The sequence below is a fragment of the Helicobacter canadensis MIT 98-5491 genome (genome assembly GCF_000162575.1).
In the GTDB taxonomy this organism is placed as follows: domain Bacteria; phylum Campylobacterota; class Campylobacteria; order Campylobacterales; family Helicobacteraceae; genus Helicobacter_D; species Helicobacter_D canadensis.
Window position 1 is genome coordinate 606,916 of record NZ_CM000776.2, and the last position, 15,013, is coordinate 621,928.

Genomic DNA, 15,013 nt, shown 5'->3' on the forward strand with positions numbered 1-15,013 from the left:
AATGGCAAGTATTACAGATATTAAAGCAATTATGTATACAGAGAAATCTTTACAGCTTCAAGAGCAAAATGTCCTTGTGGTTCAGACTTCTCCAAAACTAAGTAAAACACAACTAAAAGAAGTGTTTAAAGAATATTTTGGTGTGACTCCACTTGCAATCAATTCTTTAAGACAAGAAGGAAAAGTAAAAAGATTCCGTGGTGTTATTGGTAAAAGAAGCGACTTCAAAAAGTTTTTTGTAAAACTTCCAGAAGGTGCAAAAATTGAATCATTGGCAGTTTAAGGAGTAAAACATGGCAATTAAAACTTACAAACCATACACTCCAAGTAGAAGATTTATGAGCAATTTAAGCTCAGAAAACATTACAGCAAAAGCTAGTGTAAGAAAACTATTGGTTAAACTTCCTGTTCATGCAGGACGAAACAATAATGGTAGAATCACTAGCCGACATAAAGAAGGTGGTGCTAAAAAGCTTTATCGTATCATTGATTTTAAACGCAATAAATTTAATATTGAAGGTAAAGTAAGCACTATTGAATATGATCCATACAGAAATTGTAGAATCGCACTTGTAACTTATAAAGATGGTGATAAGAGATATATCATTCAACCAAGTGGTTTAAAAGTAGGGGATACTATTATTTCTGCAGAAGGTGGTTTAGATATTCGTTTAGGCTATGCAATGAAGCTTAAAAACATTCCTATTGGAACAGTGGTGCATAATATTGAAATGTATCCAGGTCGTGGTGGGCAGCTTGCAAGAAGTGCAGGTGCTAGTGCGCAACTTATGGGAAGAGAAGGTAAATATTCTATCGTTAGAATGCCAAGTGGTGAAATGCGATATATTTTAGGTGAATGTATGGCAACTATTGGGGTAGTTGGGAATGAAGATTTTGCAAACATCAATATTGGTAAAGCAGGTCGAAGCAGACATCTAGGTATCCGCCCACAAACAAGAGGTAGTGCGATGAACCCAGTAGATCACCCACATGGTGGTGGTGAAGGTAAAACAGGCTCAAGCGGACATCCTGTGTCTCCATGGGGTATGCCAGCAAAAGGTTATAAAACAAGAAGAAAGAAAGCAAGCGATAAGCTTATTATTTCAAGAAGAAAAAAATAAGGAAAATAAATGGCTAGATCGATAAAAAAAGGTCCTTTTGTTGATGAGCATTTGATGAAAAAAGTGCTTAAGGCAAAAGAAGCAAAAGATAACAAACCTATTAAAACATGGTCTCGCAGAAGCACCATCATTCCAGAAATGATTGGATTTACTTTTAATGTTCATAATGGTAGAGCTTTCGTTCCTGTTTATGTAACAGAAAACCATGTTGGTTATAAGTTGGGTGAATTTGCACCTACAAGAACCTTTAAAGGACACAAAGGTAGTGTCCAAAAGAAAATCGGCAAATAAGGGGAGAGAGATGAGTAAAGCATTATTACGATATATCCGCCTTTCACCTACAAAAGCAAGATTGATTGCACGAGAGGTTCAAGGAATGAATGCTGAATTAGCAATTGCTTCTTTGGAATTTATGCCAAATAAAGCAGCAAAAATTATTTCTAAAGTAATTGCATCAGCGGTTGCAAATGGGGGTTATGAAGCAGAGAATGTTGTTGTTTCATCTTGTAGAGTTGATGCAGGTCCTGTGCTTAGACGATTTACACCTAGAGCAAGAGGTCGAGCAACTCCAGTAAGAAAACCTACTTCACATATTTTCGTAGAAGTAGCACAAAAAAGTAAGGATAAGTAATGGGTCAAAAAGTTAATCCTATTGGTCTAAGACTTGGTATAAATAGAAATTGGGAATCAAGATGGTTTCCTTCATTTGCAACAGCACCACAAAATGTTGCAGAGGATTATAAAATTAGAAAATTCCTCAAAAAAGAACTTTATTATGCAGGGGTAAGCGATATTTTAATTGAGAGAACTGCAAGAAAAGTGCGTGTAACCGTGGTAGCAGCAAGACCGGGAATTATCATTGGTAAAAAAGGTGCTGATGTTGAAAAATTAAAAGAATCACTTAATAAAATTGTTAATAAAGATATTTTCCTAAACATTAAAGAAGTGAAAAAACCACAAAGTAACGCTCAATTAGCTGCTGAAAGTGTTGCAACACAACTTGAAAGACGCGTAGCATTCCGCCGTGCGATGAAAAAAGTGATGCAAGGTGCGATGAAATCTGGAGCCAAAGGAATCAAAGTTAAAGTTTCTGGTCGTTTAGCAGGTGCTGAAATGGCAAGAACAGAATGGTATATGGAAGGAAGAATTCCACTTCATACGCTAAGAGCTAAAATTGATTATGGTTTTGCAGAAGCTTTAACAACTTATGGAAATATTGGTGTTAAGGTTTGGATTTTTAAAGGAGAAGTTCTTCAAAAAGGGATTCAAGCTGAAAAGCCACAAGAAGAGGGCGAAGCAAAAGCAACTCGTCCAACTAGAAAGAGAAGGGGGCAATAACTATGCTAATGCCAAAGAAAACAAAATACAGAAAGCAAATGAAAGGTCGCAATAGAGGAAAAGCATTCCGTGGCACTTCCTTAGCTTTTGGAGAATTTGGAATTAAGGCTATTGAACATGGTAGAATTGATTCAAGACAAATTGAAGCAGCGCGTATTGCAATGACTCGTGCGACAAAGAGAACAGGTATGGTATGGATTAGGGTGTTCCCTGATAAACCATTAACTGCAAAACCTCTTGAAACTCGTATGGGTAAAGGTAAGGGTGCTGTTGATAAATGGGTTATGAATATTAAGCCTGGTAGAATTATTTATGAAATGGGCAGTGTTGATGAAACTTTGGCAAGAAGCGCCTTAGCATTAGCACAAAGCAAACTCCCTTTTAAAACAAAAATTGTAACAAGAGAGGGCGAGAATGAAATATACTGAAATTAATGAGAAAAGTATTCAAGAATTGCAAGAGCTTCTAAAAGAAAAAGAAACTTCTTTGTTTGAACTTAATTTAAAACTTAGAACTATGCAACAAACAAATACAAGTGAGCTTAAAGCAACAAGAAAAGATATTGCAAGAATCAAAACTGCGATGAATGCAAAAAGGAGGGCTGAATAATGAGCAGTGTTCAACCACATAAGAGAATTATCTCTGGAAAAGTTGTAACAAAAGCTGGAGATAAAAGTGCAACGATTTTAGTTGAAAGACGTGTTATCCACCCAAAATATAGAAAAATTGTAAAGAGATTTAAACGCTATATCGTGCATGATGAAAACAATAGCGTGAAAGTAGGAGATGTAATTGAGGCGATTGAATGTAAGCCAATTTCTAAAAGAAAAGCTTTTACACTCCACAAAGTAGTATCTGTGGGAGTTGAATTATGATTCAAAGTTTTACAAGATTGAATGTCGCTGATAATAGTGGTGCAAAAGAGATAATGTGCATTAAGGTATTAGGTGGCAGCAAAAGACGATATGCCACGGTTGGTGATGTGATTGTTGCTTCAGTTAAAAAAGCTCTTCCTAGTGGAAAAGTAAAAAAAGGACAAGTTGTCAAAGCAGTAGTGGTAAGAACTAAGAAAGAAATTCACCGCGAAGATGGTGCGCTAATTCGTTTTGATGACAATGCAGCTGTCATTTTAGATAGCAAAAGAGAGCCTATTGGAACGCGTATTTTTGGACCTGTTGGCAGAGAAATTCGTTATGCCAATTTTATGAAAATTGTTTCATTGGCGCCGGAGGTATTATAATGGCTAAGTTTAAAATCAAAAAAGGCGATATGGTAGAAATTATCACAGGTGATGATAAAGGTAAAAAAGCTAAAATTTTACGCGTAATTCCTAAGTCTTCACAAGTGGTGGTAGAGGGTTGTAAATTGGCTAAAAAAGCGGTAAAACCAACAGACAAGAATCCAAAGGGTGGCTTTATTGAGAAAGAAATGCCTATTCATATTTCAAATGTTAAAAAAGCGGAGGATTAATCTATGTATCAATTAAAAACCGCCTATAAAAATGAAATTAAGTCAAAATTAGCAGAAGAATTGGGAATTAAAAATCCTATGCTTTTGCCAAAGCTTGAAAAAATTGTTATTAGCGTGGGTGCTGGTATGCACGCAAAAGATACCAAAATCATGCAAAATATTGCAGATACAATCTCTTTAATTGCTGGACAAAAAGCAGTCATTACAAGTGCAAAAAAATCTGTTGCTGGATTTAAAATGCGTGAGGGAATGCCAATGGGAGCTAAGGTAACTTTAAGAGGGAATCAAATGTATAACTTCTTAGAGAAACTTATCGTAATTGCACTTCCTAGAGTAAAAGACTTCAGAGGGATTCCGCGTAATGGGTTTGATGGAAGAGGAAATTATAGCTTTGGTGTGAATGAGCAATTGATTTTCCCTGAAGTTGTATATGATGATATTATGGTAAGCCATGGTATGAATATCACTTTTGTTACTTCAGCAAAAAATGATAAAGATGCCTTGAAACTTCTAGAACTCTTTGGCTTACCTTTTGCAAAAGGAAGAATAAATGGCTAAGAAATCTATGATCGCAAAGGCTAATAGAAAGCCTAAATTTAAAGTAAGAGCTTACACAAGATGTTCAATTTGTGGAAGACCACATTCTGTTTATAGGGATTTTGGTATTTGCCGTGTTTGCCTTCGTAAGATGGGAAATGAAGGCTTGATTCCAGGACTTAGAAAAGCAAGTTGGTAAGGGGATAAAATGGTAAATGATATTATTGCAGATTCACTAACAAGAATCAGAAATGCAAGTATGAGAAGATTAGATACAACAACTTTATATTATGCAAAAATTGTTGTTTCTATTTTGGAAGTATTTCAAGCAAAAGGATTTATTGAGGGCTATAAAGTCATTGAAAAAGACAAAAAACAATCTATTAATGTTGTTTTGAAATATGATGAAAAAGGTCATTCAGTTATCAATGAAATCACTCGAATCTCTAAACCTGGAAGACGCGTTTATAAAGCTAGAAATGAATTGAAGCGTTTTAAAAATGGTTATGGAACTATTGTTGTAAGCACAAGTAAGGGCGTGATTGCCAATGATGATGCTTATAAATCAAATGTGGGCGGAGAAGCCCTTTGCAGTATTTGGTAGGAGTATGTAATGTCAAGAGTTGGTAAAAAACCTATTAGCATTCCAAGTAGTGTTCAAGTTAGCATTGAAGGAAGCAAAATAGTTTTTAAGGGTGGCAAGATCACAAAAGAATTGGAAACTTATGGTCGCGTTGGAATTGAATTTAAAGATAATGAATTAAGTTTCTCTCTTGCTGGAAGTGATGCACAATCAAGAGCTTATTGGGGGACTTATAGAGCTTTAGCCAATAATATTGTTGTAGGCTTAACAGAAGGTTTCACAAAGCAATTAGAAATTAATGGTGTGGGTTATAAGGCAGCAGTTAAAGGTAAAGTTTTAGAGCTTGCACTTGGATTTTCTCATCCTATTAACTATGACATTCCAGAAGGTATTGAAATTTCAGTGGATAAAAATCTTGTCATCATTAAAGGTGCTGATAAACAACAAGTAGGACAAATTGCTGCAGAAATTAGAGAGTTTAGACCGCCAGAACCTTATAAAGGTAAAGGTGTGAAATATGTTGATGAGCGTATTATCCGCAAAGCTGGTAAAACTTCTAAAAAATAAGGATTGAGCAATGACAGACAAAATTATTAGAAAAAAAAGAAGTTTAAGAATCAAAAGAAAGCTGAGAATTCGTGCAAGAATCTTTGGGGATTCAACAACTCCAAGATTAAGCATTTTTCGCTCTAATAGATATTTCTATGCACAAGTGATTGATGATGTAAAAGGTGTTACATTAGCAAGTGTTGATGGTAAGAAAATGGGGCTAAAAAATAATAAAGAAGATGTGAAAAAGATCGCTTCTAATTTGGCAGAATCTCTTAAAAAAGCTAATATCTCTCAAGTAATCTTTGATAGAAATGGATATTTATATCATGGTGTTGTTGCAAGTTTTGCTGATTCTCTACGCGAGAATGGAATTAGTTTATAGGGGATAATATGGAAATCAATAGAGAAGATTTTAAAGAGGTTGTTGTAAATATTGGTCGTGTAACAAAAGTTGTTAAAGGTGGGCGTCGATTTCGCTTTAATGCTTTAGTTGTTGTTGGTAATAAAGAAGGTTTAGTTGGATTTGGATTAGGGAAAGCAAAAGAGGTCCCTGATGCTGTTAAAAAAGCCATTGATGATGCATTTAAAAATATTGTGAAAGTTAATATTAAAGGCACAACAATTGCGCATGATGTTCAACAAAAGTATAATTCAAGCATTATCTTGCTAAAACCTGCTAGCGAGGGAACTGGAGTAATTGCTGGTGGTTCTGTGCGTCCTGTATTAGAGATGGCAGGTATTAAGGATATATTGACTAAATCACTTGGTTCTAATAATCCTTACAATGTAGTAAGAGCTACAATCGATGCACTTTCTAAAGTAAAGGCATAAGGAGAATTTATGGCATTAGAAAATTTAGCACCTGCAAAAGGTAGTGTAAAAAAAATCAAAAGAGTAGGACGCGGTCAAGGTAGCGGTATGGGTAAAACCTCTACAAGAGGTGGTAAAGGACAAACTGCTAGGACGGGTTCTAAACAAAAAAGAGGTTTTGAAGGTGGGCAACAACCATTACAAAGACGATTGCCCAAAGTAGGTTTTACAAGTAGAGTGATTAAACCCTATGTTATTAATGTAGAATTAATTAAAGCAATCGCTACATTAGAAGAAATTACTTTTGAAAGTATTAAGAGTATACATAAATTCCCTACTTATACAACTAAAATTAAGTTAATTGGTGCAAGTGCAAGAAATCTTGCGGCAAAAATTAAAGACGAAAGAATTACGACAAGCGGACAAAAATAATGAGTAAAACAATTGTCAATAAGATTCTAATTACACTAGGCTTTCTTTTAGCCTATCGTGTATTGGCGTATGTTCCAGTTCCTGGAGTAGATACAAGTGTCATTAAGACTTTCTTTGATAATAACGCTTCCAATGCTTTGGGCTTGTTTAATATGTTTAGCGGAAATGCGGTTGAACGCCTTAGTATCATTTCTCTAGGTATTATGCCCTACATTACTGCTTCTATTATTATGGAGCTTTTAGCAGCTACTTTCCCAAATTTAGGCAAGATGAAAAAAGAGCGTGATGGTATGCAAAAATATATGCAAATTATCCGTTATACCACAGTGGTAATTACTTTGATTCAAGCTATTGGTGTTTCTATTGGGTTAAAGAGTTTGGGCACAGGTGCTAATGGTGCAATTATGATAGATATGAATGTCTTTATTGCGATTTCTGCATTTTCTATGCTTTGTGGAACAATGTTGCTTATGTGGATTGGTGAGCAAATCACACAAAGAGGTATTGGAAATGGTATTAGTTTAATTATTTTTAGTGGGATTGTATCAGGGATTCCAAGTGCGATTGCGGGAACATTCAATTTGGTTAATACCAATCAAATTAGTTGGTTAGTGTTACTCTTTATTATGGCAATTATTATTATCACTGTAGGATGCATCATTTTTGTTGAGCTTGGAGAGAGGAGAATCCCTATTTCATATTCTCGTAAAGTTGTTATGCAAAATCAAGATAAGAGAATTATGAATTATATTCCTATTAAAATGAATTTAAGTGGAGTGATCCCACCTATTTTTGCTTCAGCTATTTTAATGTTTCCAAGCACGATTCTGCAGTCTTCTTCTAACACTATTATTATGCAAATTGCAGATTATTTGAATCCTAATGGTTATCTCTATAATGTCTTAATGTTTTTGTTTGTTATCTTTTTTGCTTATTTTTATGCTTCAATTGTGTTTAATCCAAAAGATATTTCTGAAAACTTGAAACGACAGGGTGGATTCATACCAGGTATTCGTCCTGGAGAAGGGACAGCAAATTTCTTAACAGAAGTGGCAAATAGACTAACGCTTTGGGGTGCTTTATATCTTGCATTGATTGCAACATTACCTTGGGTCTTGGTTAAGGCTTCAGGGGTTCCTTTTTATTTTGGAGGGACAGCGGTTTTAATTGTCGTGCAAGTAGCAGTTGATACAATGAGAAAAATTGAAGCACAAATTTATATGAATAAATATAAAACATTAAGTGCAGTGGGTCTATAAATGTCAATTGCAATTCGAAAACCATCGGAGATAGAATCTCTCCGAAAGGCTAATAAAATCGTTGCTAAAACGCTTAATTATCTAAAAGCAAATGTTAAGCCAGGGATTACACTAAAAGAATTAGATACAATGGGTGAAGATTTTATCCGCTCAAATGGAGGGATTCCTGCCTTTAAAGGTCTTTATGGTTTTAGTGGTTCAGTGTGTATATCAGTTAATGAAGTAATTATTCATGGAATTCCCACAGATTATGCATTAAAAGAAGGTGATATTGTTGGGCTTGATTTGGGAGTTAATCTTGATGGTTGGTATGGAGATAGTGCAATTACTTGTGGGGTGGGTAATATCTCACAAGAAAATCAAAGATTAATAGCTTGTGCTAAAGATGCACTTTATTTTGCGATTGACCAAATCAAAGTGGGTATGCACTTCAAAGAATTAAGCCATTTGATTGAGCAATTTATTTTGGATTATGGTTATGTGCCTTTAAGAGGATTTTGTGGGCATGGGATTGGTAAAAAGCCTCACGAAGAACCAGAGATTCCAAATTATCTAGAAGGAAATAATCCTAAGCAAGGTTATAAAATTAAAGAAGGAATGGTTTTTTGCATTGAACCAATGATTTGTCAAAAAAGTGGGGAGCCTAAAATACTTAAAGATGATTGGAGTGTGGTATCAACTGATGGATTAAATGGAAGTCATTATGAACATACTATAGCCATTATTAAAGGCAAAGCTGAAATTTTATCAAAGGAATAAGGAAACAGAATGGCAAAAGATGATGTGATTGAGATTGATGGAATAGTCAAAGAAGCACTGCCTAATGCTACTTTTCGTGTGGAATTAGAAAATGGACATGTGATTTTGTGTCATATTGCAGGTAGGATGCGTATGAATTATATTAAGATTTTGCAAGGCGATAAAGTGAAAATTGAACTTACTCCCTATAGTTTAGATAAAGGGAGAATTACTTTTAGGTATAAGTAGTTTTTAATAAGTATTAGAATATAATACGCCCTTTATTGTAAAAATTTCATAGTCGTTTGGGTGATGAATAAGCCTTTGGAGGACTATAAACTCAATGTCTAATAATTTTTATTAGAAAGTAGTAGATTTTTTCTTACTTACGATTCAAAGTGATAATTTTAAGATTTTAGATCTTAAAAGTGTTAAAAATATTTGATGGTTTATAAAAAACATCAAAGTAAAGTTAGGAGTAAGCTATGAAAGTCAGACCTTCTGTGAAGAAAATGTGTGACAAATGCAAGGTTATTAAGAGAAAAGGCGTGATTCGAGTGATTTGCGAGAATCCAAAACATAAACAAAGACAAGGATAAAAAGGAAAAATAATGGCGAGAATTGCTGGTGTTGATTTACCCAAAAAAAAGAGAATTGAATATGCTTTAACTTATATTTATGGTATTGGTTTAAAAGCATCAAGAGATATTTTGAATGCAGTGAATATCTCTTATGATAAGAGGGTTCAAGACCTTGGTGAGGATGAAGTTTCTGCAATTGCAAAAGAGATTCAAGCTCATCATATCGTAGAGGGTGATTTGCGCAAAAAAGTTACAATGGACATTAAAGCACTTATGGATTTAGGTAACTATCGTGGATTACGACATAGAAAAGGCTTGCCTGTTCGCGGTCAAACAACAAAAAACAATGCAAGAACGCGAAAAGGTAAAAGAAAAACCGTTGGTAGTGCATCAAAATAAGGGGTAAATAATGGCTAAAAGAAATGTAACAAAAAAAAGAGTTGTCAAAAAGAATATCGCAAGAGGTATTATTCATATTTCTGCTGCTTTTAACAATACAAGCGTAACTATCACTGATGAAATGGGTAATGTAATTTGCTGGAGCACAGCAGGTGCATTGGGATTTAAAGGAAGTAAGAAATCAACTCCTTATGCAGCACAACAAGCGGTTGAAGATGCGGTTTCAAAAGCAAAAGAGCACGGCATTAAAGAGCTTGGTGTCAAGATTCAAGGTCCTGGAAGCGGTAGAGAGACTGCTGTTAAGAGTCTTGGAAGCATTGAAGGGATTAAAGTATTGTGGTTTAAAGATGTTACTCCATTGCCACACAATGGTTGCCGACCACCAAAAAGAAGAAGAGTGTAAGGAGAGAGAATGGCAAGATATAGAGGTCCAGTAGAGAAAATTGAAAGAAGATTTGGAGTAAGCCTTGCATTAAAGGGCGAGAGAAGATTAGCAGGAAAAAGTGCATTAGATAAACGCCCTTATGGTCCCGGACAACATGGACAAAGAAGAGGTAAAATCTCTGAATATGGAATCCAACTTCGCGAAAAACAAAAAGCAAGATTAATGTATGGAGTTTCTGAAAAGCAATTCCGATCTATTTTCGTAGAGGCAAATAGACTTGAGGGAAATACAGGAGAAAATCTTATTAAATTAATTGAAAGAAGATTGGATAATGTGGTTTATAGAATGGGATTTGCTACAACAAGGAGATTTGCAAGACAATTAGTTGTGCATGGACATATTCTTGTAGATGGAAAGCGACTAAATATCCCTTCTGCATTCGTTAGTGCTGGGCAAAAAATTGAAATTTGTGAAAAAACTAAAAAGAATCCACAAATTCAAAGAGCTATTGAGCTTACTAAACAAACTGGAATTGTTCCTTGGGTAGATGTGGATCAAGAGAAAGTGTTTGGGATTTTCACAAGATTGCCTGAAAGAGAAGAGGTTGTTATACCTATCGAAGAAAGGCTCATTGTTGAGTTGTATTCTAAATAATAAATAGAGGTGTTAGTATGAAAAGTATTAAAACTTCTCCTCATATTCCAACAAAAATTGAAGTTAAAGAAGTTGGTGTGAATAAGGTTCAAATTACTGCATATCCATTTGAAAATGGGTATGCTATTACTTTGGCACACCCTTTGAGACGCTTGTTGCTTGGAAGTTCTGTTGGATTTGCACCGGTTGCTTTACATATTGCTGGAGTTGCTCATGAGTTTGATTCGGTGCGTGGTGTAACAGAAGATGTTTCTCAATTCATTGTTAATTTAAAGACTATTCGTTTTAAAATTAAAGATGATAGTGATAGTGTTAGTGTTGATTATACATTTAATGGACCAAAAGTAATTACAGGTGCAGATTTGTCTAATGATCTTGTAGAAGTTGTAACTCCTGATGTGCATTTGGCTACTATCAATAAAGATGCGACCTTATCTTTTTCTATTGTAATTTATAAGGGTATCGGTTATGTTCCAAGCGAGGAGATTCGTGCTAATGTTCCAGAGGGTTTTATGCCACTTGATGCGTATTTCACTCCAGTGACAAGTGCGACTTATGCAACAGAAAATATGCTTTTAGAAGATGATCCAAATTATGAAAAAGTAATTTTTGAGATTCAAACTGATGGACAAGTGGATCCTTTAACTGCTTTTAAAAATGCTTTGAGCGTGATGCATAAACAAATGTCCATTTTTAATTCAGAGTTAAATATAGAGATTCCAGAAGTGGCTATTTCTGAAGAGGAGCGTCCTGAATTAAAAGTATTATCGCAAACCATTGATAGTCTAAATTTTAGTGCGAGATGTTTTAATTGTTTGGACCGATCAGGCATTAAATATTTAGGTGAATTAGTTTTATTAAATGAAGAACAAATTAAGAATATTAAGAATTTAGGTAAAAAATCTTTAGATGAAATTACAGCTAAACTTGATGAGTTAGGATATCCTGTTAATCGAGAGATTTCAGAAGATTTAATGCAAATTCTTAAGAAAAAATTTTCTAATTAAGAAAAAAGGAATAAGAAATGAGACATAAACACGGATACAGAAAGCTTGGTAGAACTTCCTCTCATCGAAAAGCTTTATTAAAAAATCTTTCAATTGCTTTGATTGCAAGCGGTAAAATTGAAACAACGCTTCCAAAAGCAAAGGAATTGCAAAGTTATTTTGAAAAGCTTTTAACAAAAGCTAGAACAAATGATTCTATGGCACATCGCTTAGTCTTTTCCCATTTACAACATAAAGAATCTGTAAAAAAACTTGTGAAAGAAATTGCGCCAAAGTATGTTGGTAAAAATGGTGGTTATACAAGAATTATTAAGACAAGAGTAAGAACAGGTGATGCTGCCCCTATGGCATTTATAGAGTTAGTGTAATGTGGAATAGCAATAAGTTCTCTTATTGCTAATTTCTTTTAGATATTGTGTAAATTATAATTATTTTTTACTTTATTTTAAAAATTTCTTCTAATCTTACAAAAAATTAAAGTTTTCCTATGCTAAAATACAAAGTTTTGTCAAACAATAAAATGATTTTATTAAGTAATTAGGAGGAAATAGATGGCAGAAAATGTCAATCGTAGGGATTTCCTTGGTATGACTCTTGGAGCGATTGCTGTTGTGGGTGCTGGTGCATCATTAGTTGCAATGAAGTCTTCTTGGGATCCTTTGCCAAGTGTAGTTTCAGCTGGTTTTACAACTATTGATTTAAGCACAATGCAAGAGGGTGAGTATCGACAAGTAGAATATCGAGGAACTCCAGTGTATGTGATTAAAAAAACCGCAGAAATGAAAAAATGTGAAGAAAGAGATGTTGTTGTTGGAAATGCAGATTATAGCTTAGGGATTCAAATTTGCACACACCTTGGCTGTATTCCTTCTTATGATTCTGCTACAACAGAATTTCATTGTGCTTGCCATGGAGGTAGATTTGATGCCTGTGGTAGAAATATTTTTGGACCACCTCCAACTCCTATGGCAATTCCGCCTTTCAAAATTGATGGGCAAAAACTTGTGTTAGGTGAAGAAGGACCAGAGTATTTAAAATTAGTAGGGAAGGCATAAGGAGTTTTAATGGCGCAGATAGAAAAAGCAAATGGTATTGTGGATTGGTTGGATAAAAGACTTGCCATAAAGCCTTTAATGAAAGTTTTGATGACGGAGTATTGGATTCCTAAAAACATTAATTTTTTATGGGCAATGGGTATTGTTTTGGTTGTATTATTTACACTTTTGGTTATTTCGGGTTTATTTTTGTTAATGTATTATAAGCCAGATACAAAATTAGCTTTTGATAGTGTAAATTACACTATTATGCAAGAAGTAAAATATGGTTGGTTGTGGAGACATTTGCATGCAGTAAGTGCTTCAGTTTGTTTCTTGATTATCTATATTCATATGTTTGTAGCAATTTATTATGGATCTTACAAACGCGGTAGAGAAATGATTTGGATTACTGGAATGGTTCTTTTTGGATTATTTTCTGCTGAAGCATTTAGTGGTTATATGCTACCATGGGGACAAATGAGTTATTGGGCAGCAGCAGTTATTACTAATCTTTTTGGTGGAATTCCAGTGATTGGTCCAGATTTAGTTGTTTGGATTAGAGGCAATTTTATTGTTGCAGATGCGACCTTAACGCGATTTTTTATGTTGCATGTTGTGTTATTGCCTGTTGTTATTATGATTGTCATTGCTATCCATTTCTATGCTTTAAGAATTCCACATGTAAATAATGCTTATGGAGAAGAAATTGATTTTGAAAAAGAAGCAGAGAAGTTTAAAGCAGGAAATAAAAAAGAGTCAAAAGTCATTCCTTTTTGGCCAATGTTCTTATCGAAAGATTTCTTTGTGGCAAGTTTCTTTTTGGCTATTTTATTTTATTTGACTTGTTATCATTATAGTTTTGCACTTGATCCTATCAATTTTGATCCAGCCGATCATTTGAAAACTCCTCCGCATATTTATCCAGAATGGTATTTTTTATGGAGTTATGAAATTTTAAGAGGATTTTTCTTTAGCGCAGATTTAGGATTAATTGCATTTGGTATTGCTAATGTAATTTTTATGCTTTTGCCTTGGTTAGATAGAAGCAATGTTGTTGCTCCAGCTCATAAGCGTCCAGCATTTATGGTATGGTTCTGGTTATTGGTCATTGATATGATTATTTTAACAATCTATGGTAAATTGCCTCCAACAGGGATTAATGCCTATATTGGTTTTGCAGTTACTATTGCATTCTTTGCATTATTGTTTGTAGTGTTGCCTATCATTACAAAACTAGAAAATAAAAAGAATAGTTAAGGAGTTGGAATGAAAGAATTCTTAGCATTAATTGTAGTAGTTATTGTTACAGGTGTCATTTATTGGGGTGTAGAGCCTTTTGCACATGGGCAAATGTATCCCAAAGTCGCTCCTGCAGACTATACTTTTTCAGATTTAAAACCACTTGAAGCACAAGAAGGAAATGCTGCAAATGGTAAAGAAATTGTTGTGGCTAATTGCGTTGCGTGTCACTCCATTAAGGCAGAAGGTATGGAAATGCCATTTTCTCCTGAAGATGCATTGGCGGCTTATGGGGTAGTTCCTCCAGATCTTTCTAGTGCAGGATTGATTTATGATAAAAATTTCTTAGGTAATGCTATTAAAAATATTGCAACAGCAACTAAACAAACTCATAAATTTAGTGGCAATCATCCTATGCCAGCATATGATTGGATGAGCGATCAAGAAATAGCAGATGTTGTGGCATATTTGCAGAGCATTGCACCAAAAGAAATGACAAATAAAGAAGTCTTTATTGATGCGTGTGGAAGATGTCATGATATGAAATATGATAAATGGTCAGCAAATGGTGGATTAAAGACTTATTTAGAGACAAAAGTGCCTGATTTATCAATGATGATTCGAAGTCGTAATTTAGAGTATTTGCACACCTTTGTTAATGATCCGCAAAAAAGATTGGCAGGAACTGCAATGCCTAGAGTTGGATTGACAGAACAAGCAGAAAACCAAGTGATTGCCTATATGGAAAGTGTAGGTGATAGTAAAAAAGCAGAAAGAGAATCATTGGGTTGGAAGTTAGTTGTCTTTATGGTATTTATGGGAATTGTTGCTTATTTATGGAAACGAAAAATTTGGCGTGATGCCCATTAAG

29 protein-coding genes are annotated in these 15,013 nt (G+C 34.5%); all 29 read left to right on the plus strand.

The features are described from left to right. Position 1: 1 nt before the first annotated feature. The 29 genes from HCAN_RS03040 to HCAN_RS03180 all read left to right on the plus strand — a co-directional run bounded on the left by HCAN_RS03040 (position 2) and on the right by HCAN_RS03180 (position 15,012). Positions 2-283, plus strand: coding sequence for a 50S ribosomal protein L23 (locus HCAN_RS03040; protein WP_006655272.1), 282 nt, complete (start codon positions 2-4; stop codon positions 281-283). Positions 284-293: 10 nt separating this feature from the next. Beyond that, a complete protein-coding gene (gene rplB, locus HCAN_RS03045; protein ID WP_006655273.1) occupies positions 294-1,121 on the plus strand; it encodes a 50S ribosomal protein L2 in 828 nt (275 codons plus the stop codon). Between the two features lie 9 nt (positions 1,122-1,130). Then, complete coding sequence (gene rpsS / locus HCAN_RS03050; RefSeq protein WP_006655274.1) at positions 1,131-1,412, plus strand: 30S ribosomal protein S19; 282 nt, start codon at positions 1,131-1,133, stop codon at positions 1,410-1,412. A 10-nt stretch (positions 1,413-1,422) separates the two neighbouring features. Then, entirely contained in the window at positions 1,423-1,752 is a 330-nt protein-coding gene (gene rplV, locus HCAN_RS03055) for a 50S ribosomal protein L22 (protein WP_005022273.1), read from the plus strand. Further along, positions 1,752-2,459 carry a 30S ribosomal protein S3 gene (gene rpsC / locus HCAN_RS03060; protein ID WP_006655275.1) on the plus strand — a complete coding sequence of 236 codons (708 nt, stop codon included), beginning with the start codon at positions 1,752-1,754 and terminating at the stop codon, positions 2,457-2,459. Before rplV ends, rpsC begins: the two co-directional genes overlap by 1 nt. A gap of 2 nt (positions 2,460-2,461) precedes the next feature. Continuing rightward, entirely contained in the window at positions 2,462-2,887 is a 426-nt protein-coding gene (gene rplP, locus HCAN_RS03065; protein ID WP_006655276.1) for a 50S ribosomal protein L16, read from the plus strand. Further along, positions 2,874-3,068, plus strand: a complete 195-nt coding sequence (gene rpmC / locus HCAN_RS03070; RefSeq protein WP_006655277.1) for a 50S ribosomal protein L29 — start codon at positions 2,874-2,876, stop codon at positions 3,066-3,068. The genes rplP and rpmC overlap by 14 nt, the downstream gene beginning before the upstream one ends. Further along, positions 3,068-3,334, plus strand: a complete 267-nt coding sequence (rpsQ, locus tag HCAN_RS03075) for a 30S ribosomal protein S17 (RefSeq protein WP_006655278.1) — start codon at positions 3,068-3,070, stop codon at positions 3,332-3,334. Before rpmC ends, rpsQ begins: the two co-directional genes overlap by 1 nt. Continuing rightward, positions 3,331-3,699, plus strand: a complete 369-nt coding sequence (gene rplN, locus HCAN_RS03080) for a 50S ribosomal protein L14 (protein WP_006655279.1) — start codon at positions 3,331-3,333, stop codon at positions 3,697-3,699. Before rpsQ ends, rplN begins: the two co-directional genes overlap by 4 nt. Beyond that, positions 3,699-3,929 (plus strand): 50S ribosomal protein L24, encoded by a 231-nt coding sequence (rplX, locus tag HCAN_RS03085; RefSeq protein WP_006655280.1) that lies wholly within the window; start codon positions 3,699-3,701, stop codon positions 3,927-3,929. The genes rplN and rplX overlap by 1 nt, the downstream gene beginning before the upstream one ends. A gap of 3 nt (positions 3,930-3,932) precedes the next feature. Continuing rightward, positions 3,933-4,487, plus strand: a complete 555-nt coding sequence (rplE, locus tag HCAN_RS03090; RefSeq protein ID WP_006655281.1) for a 50S ribosomal protein L5 — start codon at positions 3,933-3,935, stop codon at positions 4,485-4,487. Then, positions 4,480-4,665: a type Z 30S ribosomal protein S14 gene (locus tag HCAN_RS03095; protein ID WP_006655282.1), complete on the plus strand. Its 186-nt coding sequence runs from the start codon at positions 4,480-4,482 to the stop codon at positions 4,663-4,665. Before rplE ends, HCAN_RS03095 begins: the two co-directional genes overlap by 8 nt. Positions 4,666-4,674: 9 nt before the next feature. Further along, positions 4,675-5,070 (plus strand): 30S ribosomal protein S8, encoded by a 396-nt coding sequence (rpsH, locus tag HCAN_RS03100; protein ID WP_006655283.1) that lies wholly within the window; start codon positions 4,675-4,677, stop codon positions 5,068-5,070. A 9-nt stretch (positions 5,071-5,079) separates the two neighbouring features. Beyond that, positions 5,080-5,616: a 50S ribosomal protein L6 gene (gene rplF, locus HCAN_RS03105; RefSeq protein WP_006655284.1), complete on the plus strand. Its 537-nt coding sequence runs from the start codon at positions 5,080-5,082 to the stop codon at positions 5,614-5,616. 10 nt (positions 5,617-5,626) lie between these two features. Then, positions 5,627-5,983, plus strand: coding sequence for a 50S ribosomal protein L18 (rplR, locus tag HCAN_RS03110; protein WP_006655285.1), 357 nt, complete (start codon positions 5,627-5,629; stop codon positions 5,981-5,983). Between the two features lie 8 nt (positions 5,984-5,991). Beyond that, the gene (gene rpsE / locus HCAN_RS03115; protein WP_006655286.1) at positions 5,992-6,432 is read left to right on the plus strand and encodes a 30S ribosomal protein S5; all 441 of its coding nucleotides are present in this window, start codon (positions 5,992-5,994) and stop codon (positions 6,430-6,432) included. Between the two features lie 9 nt (positions 6,433-6,441). Beyond that, the gene (rplO, locus tag HCAN_RS03120) at positions 6,442-6,843 is read left to right on the plus strand and encodes a 50S ribosomal protein L15 (RefSeq protein WP_006655287.1); all 402 of its coding nucleotides are present in this window, start codon (positions 6,442-6,444) and stop codon (positions 6,841-6,843) included. Beyond that, positions 6,843-8,102, plus strand: coding sequence for a preprotein translocase subunit SecY (gene secY, locus HCAN_RS03125; protein WP_006655288.1), 1,260 nt, complete (start codon positions 6,843-6,845; stop codon positions 8,100-8,102). Before rplO ends, secY begins: the two co-directional genes overlap by 1 nt. Then, a complete protein-coding gene (map, locus tag HCAN_RS03130) occupies positions 8,103-8,861 on the plus strand; it encodes a type I methionyl aminopeptidase (protein WP_006655289.1) in 759 nt (252 codons plus the stop codon). A gap of 9 nt (positions 8,862-8,870) precedes the next feature. Next, positions 8,871-9,089, plus strand: coding sequence for a translation initiation factor IF-1 (gene infA / locus HCAN_RS03135; protein WP_006655290.1), 219 nt, complete (start codon positions 8,871-8,873; stop codon positions 9,087-9,089). Positions 9,090-9,325: 236 nt separating this feature from the next. Beyond that, entirely contained in the window at positions 9,326-9,439 is a 114-nt protein-coding gene (gene rpmJ / locus HCAN_RS03140) for a 50S ribosomal protein L36 (RefSeq protein WP_005022299.1), read from the plus strand. 12 nt (positions 9,440-9,451) lie between these two features. Then, positions 9,452-9,820, plus strand: coding sequence for a 30S ribosomal protein S13 (rpsM, locus tag HCAN_RS03145; RefSeq protein ID WP_005022300.1), 369 nt, complete (start codon positions 9,452-9,454; stop codon positions 9,818-9,820). Positions 9,821-9,830: 10 nt separating this feature from the next. Continuing rightward, positions 9,831-10,223, plus strand: coding sequence for a 30S ribosomal protein S11 (rpsK, locus tag HCAN_RS03150; RefSeq protein WP_005022301.1), 393 nt, complete (start codon positions 9,831-9,833; stop codon positions 10,221-10,223). Positions 10,224-10,232: 9 nt separating this feature from the next. Further along, the gene (rpsD, locus tag HCAN_RS03155; RefSeq protein WP_006655291.1) at positions 10,233-10,859 is read left to right on the plus strand and encodes a 30S ribosomal protein S4; all 627 of its coding nucleotides are present in this window, start codon (positions 10,233-10,235) and stop codon (positions 10,857-10,859) included. Positions 10,860-10,876: 17 nt separating this feature from the next. Further along, entirely contained in the window at positions 10,877-11,866 is a 990-nt protein-coding gene (locus tag HCAN_RS03160; protein ID WP_006655292.1) for a DNA-directed RNA polymerase subunit alpha, read from the plus strand. Between the two features lie 17 nt (positions 11,867-11,883). Further along, positions 11,884-12,234 carry a 50S ribosomal protein L17 gene (gene rplQ, locus HCAN_RS03165; protein ID WP_006655293.1) on the plus strand — a complete coding sequence of 117 codons (351 nt, stop codon included), beginning with the start codon at positions 11,884-11,886 and terminating at the stop codon, positions 12,232-12,234. A 183-nt stretch (positions 12,235-12,417) separates the two neighbouring features. Then, the gene (gene petA, locus HCAN_RS03170; RefSeq protein WP_006655294.1) at positions 12,418-12,921 is read left to right on the plus strand and encodes a ubiquinol-cytochrome c reductase iron-sulfur subunit; all 504 of its coding nucleotides are present in this window, start codon (positions 12,418-12,420) and stop codon (positions 12,919-12,921) included. A 9-nt stretch (positions 12,922-12,930) separates the two neighbouring features. Further along, on the plus strand, positions 12,931-14,160 hold the full coding sequence (locus HCAN_RS03175; RefSeq protein WP_006655295.1) for a cytochrome b: 1,230 nt from the start codon (positions 12,931-12,933) through the stop codon (positions 14,158-14,160). A 9-nt stretch (positions 14,161-14,169) separates the two neighbouring features. After that, positions 14,170-15,012, plus strand: a complete 843-nt coding sequence (locus HCAN_RS03180; RefSeq protein WP_006655296.1) for a c-type cytochrome — start codon at positions 14,170-14,172, stop codon at positions 15,010-15,012. Position 15,013 lies beyond the last annotated feature (1 nt).

Bases quoted from the DNA above. Each gene is read 5' to 3' on its own strand.
- rplE (WP_006655281.1), top strand. From the start codon at position 3,933: ATGTATCAATTAAAAACCGCCTATAAAAATGAAATTAAGTCAAAATTA.
- rplB (WP_006655273.1), top strand. From the start codon at position 294: ATGGCAATTAAAACTTACAAACCATACACTCCAAGTAGAAGATTTATG.
- map (WP_006655289.1), top strand. From the start codon at position 8,103: ATGTCAATTGCAATTCGAAAACCATCGGAGATAGAATCTCTCCGAAAG.
- rpsM (WP_005022300.1), top strand. From the start codon at position 9,452: ATGGCGAGAATTGCTGGTGTTGATTTACCCAAAAAAAAGAGAATTGAA.
- rplF (WP_006655284.1), top strand. From the start codon at position 5,080: ATGTCAAGAGTTGGTAAAAAACCTATTAGCATTCCAAGTAGTGTTCAA.
- HCAN_RS03040 (WP_006655272.1), top strand. From the start codon at position 2: ATGGCAAGTATTACAGATATTAAAGCAATTATGTATACAGAGAAATCT.
- rpsC (WP_006655275.1), top strand. From the start codon at position 1,752: ATGGGTCAAAAAGTTAATCCTATTGGTCTAAGACTTGGTATAAATAGA.
- rplO (WP_006655287.1), top strand. From the start codon at position 6,442: ATGGCATTAGAAAATTTAGCACCTGCAAAAGGTAGTGTAAAAAAAATC.
- HCAN_RS03175 (WP_006655295.1), top strand. From the start codon at position 12,931: ATGGCGCAGATAGAAAAAGCAAATGGTATTGTGGATTGGTTGGATAAA.
- HCAN_RS03095 (WP_006655282.1), top strand. From the start codon at position 4,480: ATGGCTAAGAAATCTATGATCGCAAAGGCTAATAGAAAGCCTAAATTT.
- rpsD (WP_006655291.1), top strand. From the start codon at position 10,233: ATGGCAAGATATAGAGGTCCAGTAGAGAAAATTGAAAGAAGATTTGGA.
- rpsQ (WP_006655278.1), top strand. From the start codon at position 3,068: ATGAGCAGTGTTCAACCACATAAGAGAATTATCTCTGGAAAAGTTGTA.
- rpsK (WP_005022301.1), top strand. From the start codon at position 9,831: ATGGCTAAAAGAAATGTAACAAAAAAAAGAGTTGTCAAAAAGAATATC.
- infA (WP_006655290.1), top strand. From the start codon at position 8,871: ATGGCAAAAGATGATGTGATTGAGATTGATGGAATAGTCAAAGAAGCA.
- HCAN_RS03180 (WP_006655296.1), top strand. From the start codon at position 14,170: ATGAAAGAATTCTTAGCATTAATTGTAGTAGTTATTGTTACAGGTGTC.
- rpmJ (WP_005022299.1), top strand. From the start codon at position 9,326: ATGAAAGTCAGACCTTCTGTGAAGAAAATGTGTGACAAATGCAAGGTT.
- rplR (WP_006655285.1), top strand. From the start codon at position 5,627: ATGACAGACAAAATTATTAGAAAAAAAAGAAGTTTAAGAATCAAAAGA.
- rplP (WP_006655276.1), top strand. From the start codon at position 2,462: ATGCTAATGCCAAAGAAAACAAAATACAGAAAGCAAATGAAAGGTCGC.
- HCAN_RS03160 (WP_006655292.1), top strand. From the start codon at position 10,877: ATGAAAAGTATTAAAACTTCTCCTCATATTCCAACAAAAATTGAAGTT.
- rpsH (WP_006655283.1), top strand. From the start codon at position 4,675: ATGGTAAATGATATTATTGCAGATTCACTAACAAGAATCAGAAATGCA.
- secY (WP_006655288.1), top strand. From the start codon at position 6,843: ATGAGTAAAACAATTGTCAATAAGATTCTAATTACACTAGGCTTTCTT.
- rpsE (WP_006655286.1), top strand. From the start codon at position 5,992: ATGGAAATCAATAGAGAAGATTTTAAAGAGGTTGTTGTAAATATTGGT.
- rplX (WP_006655280.1), top strand. From the start codon at position 3,699: ATGGCTAAGTTTAAAATCAAAAAAGGCGATATGGTAGAAATTATCACA.
- rpmC (WP_006655277.1), top strand. From the start codon at position 2,874: ATGAAATATACTGAAATTAATGAGAAAAGTATTCAAGAATTGCAAGAG.
- rplQ (WP_006655293.1), top strand. From the start codon at position 11,884: ATGAGACATAAACACGGATACAGAAAGCTTGGTAGAACTTCCTCTCAT.
- rpsS (WP_006655274.1), top strand. From the start codon at position 1,131: ATGGCTAGATCGATAAAAAAAGGTCCTTTTGTTGATGAGCATTTGATG.
- rplV (WP_005022273.1), top strand. From the start codon at position 1,423: ATGAGTAAAGCATTATTACGATATATCCGCCTTTCACCTACAAAAGCA.
- petA (WP_006655294.1), top strand. From the start codon at position 12,418: ATGGCAGAAAATGTCAATCGTAGGGATTTCCTTGGTATGACTCTTGGA.
- rplN (WP_006655279.1), top strand. From the start codon at position 3,331: ATGATTCAAAGTTTTACAAGATTGAATGTCGCTGATAATAGTGGTGCA.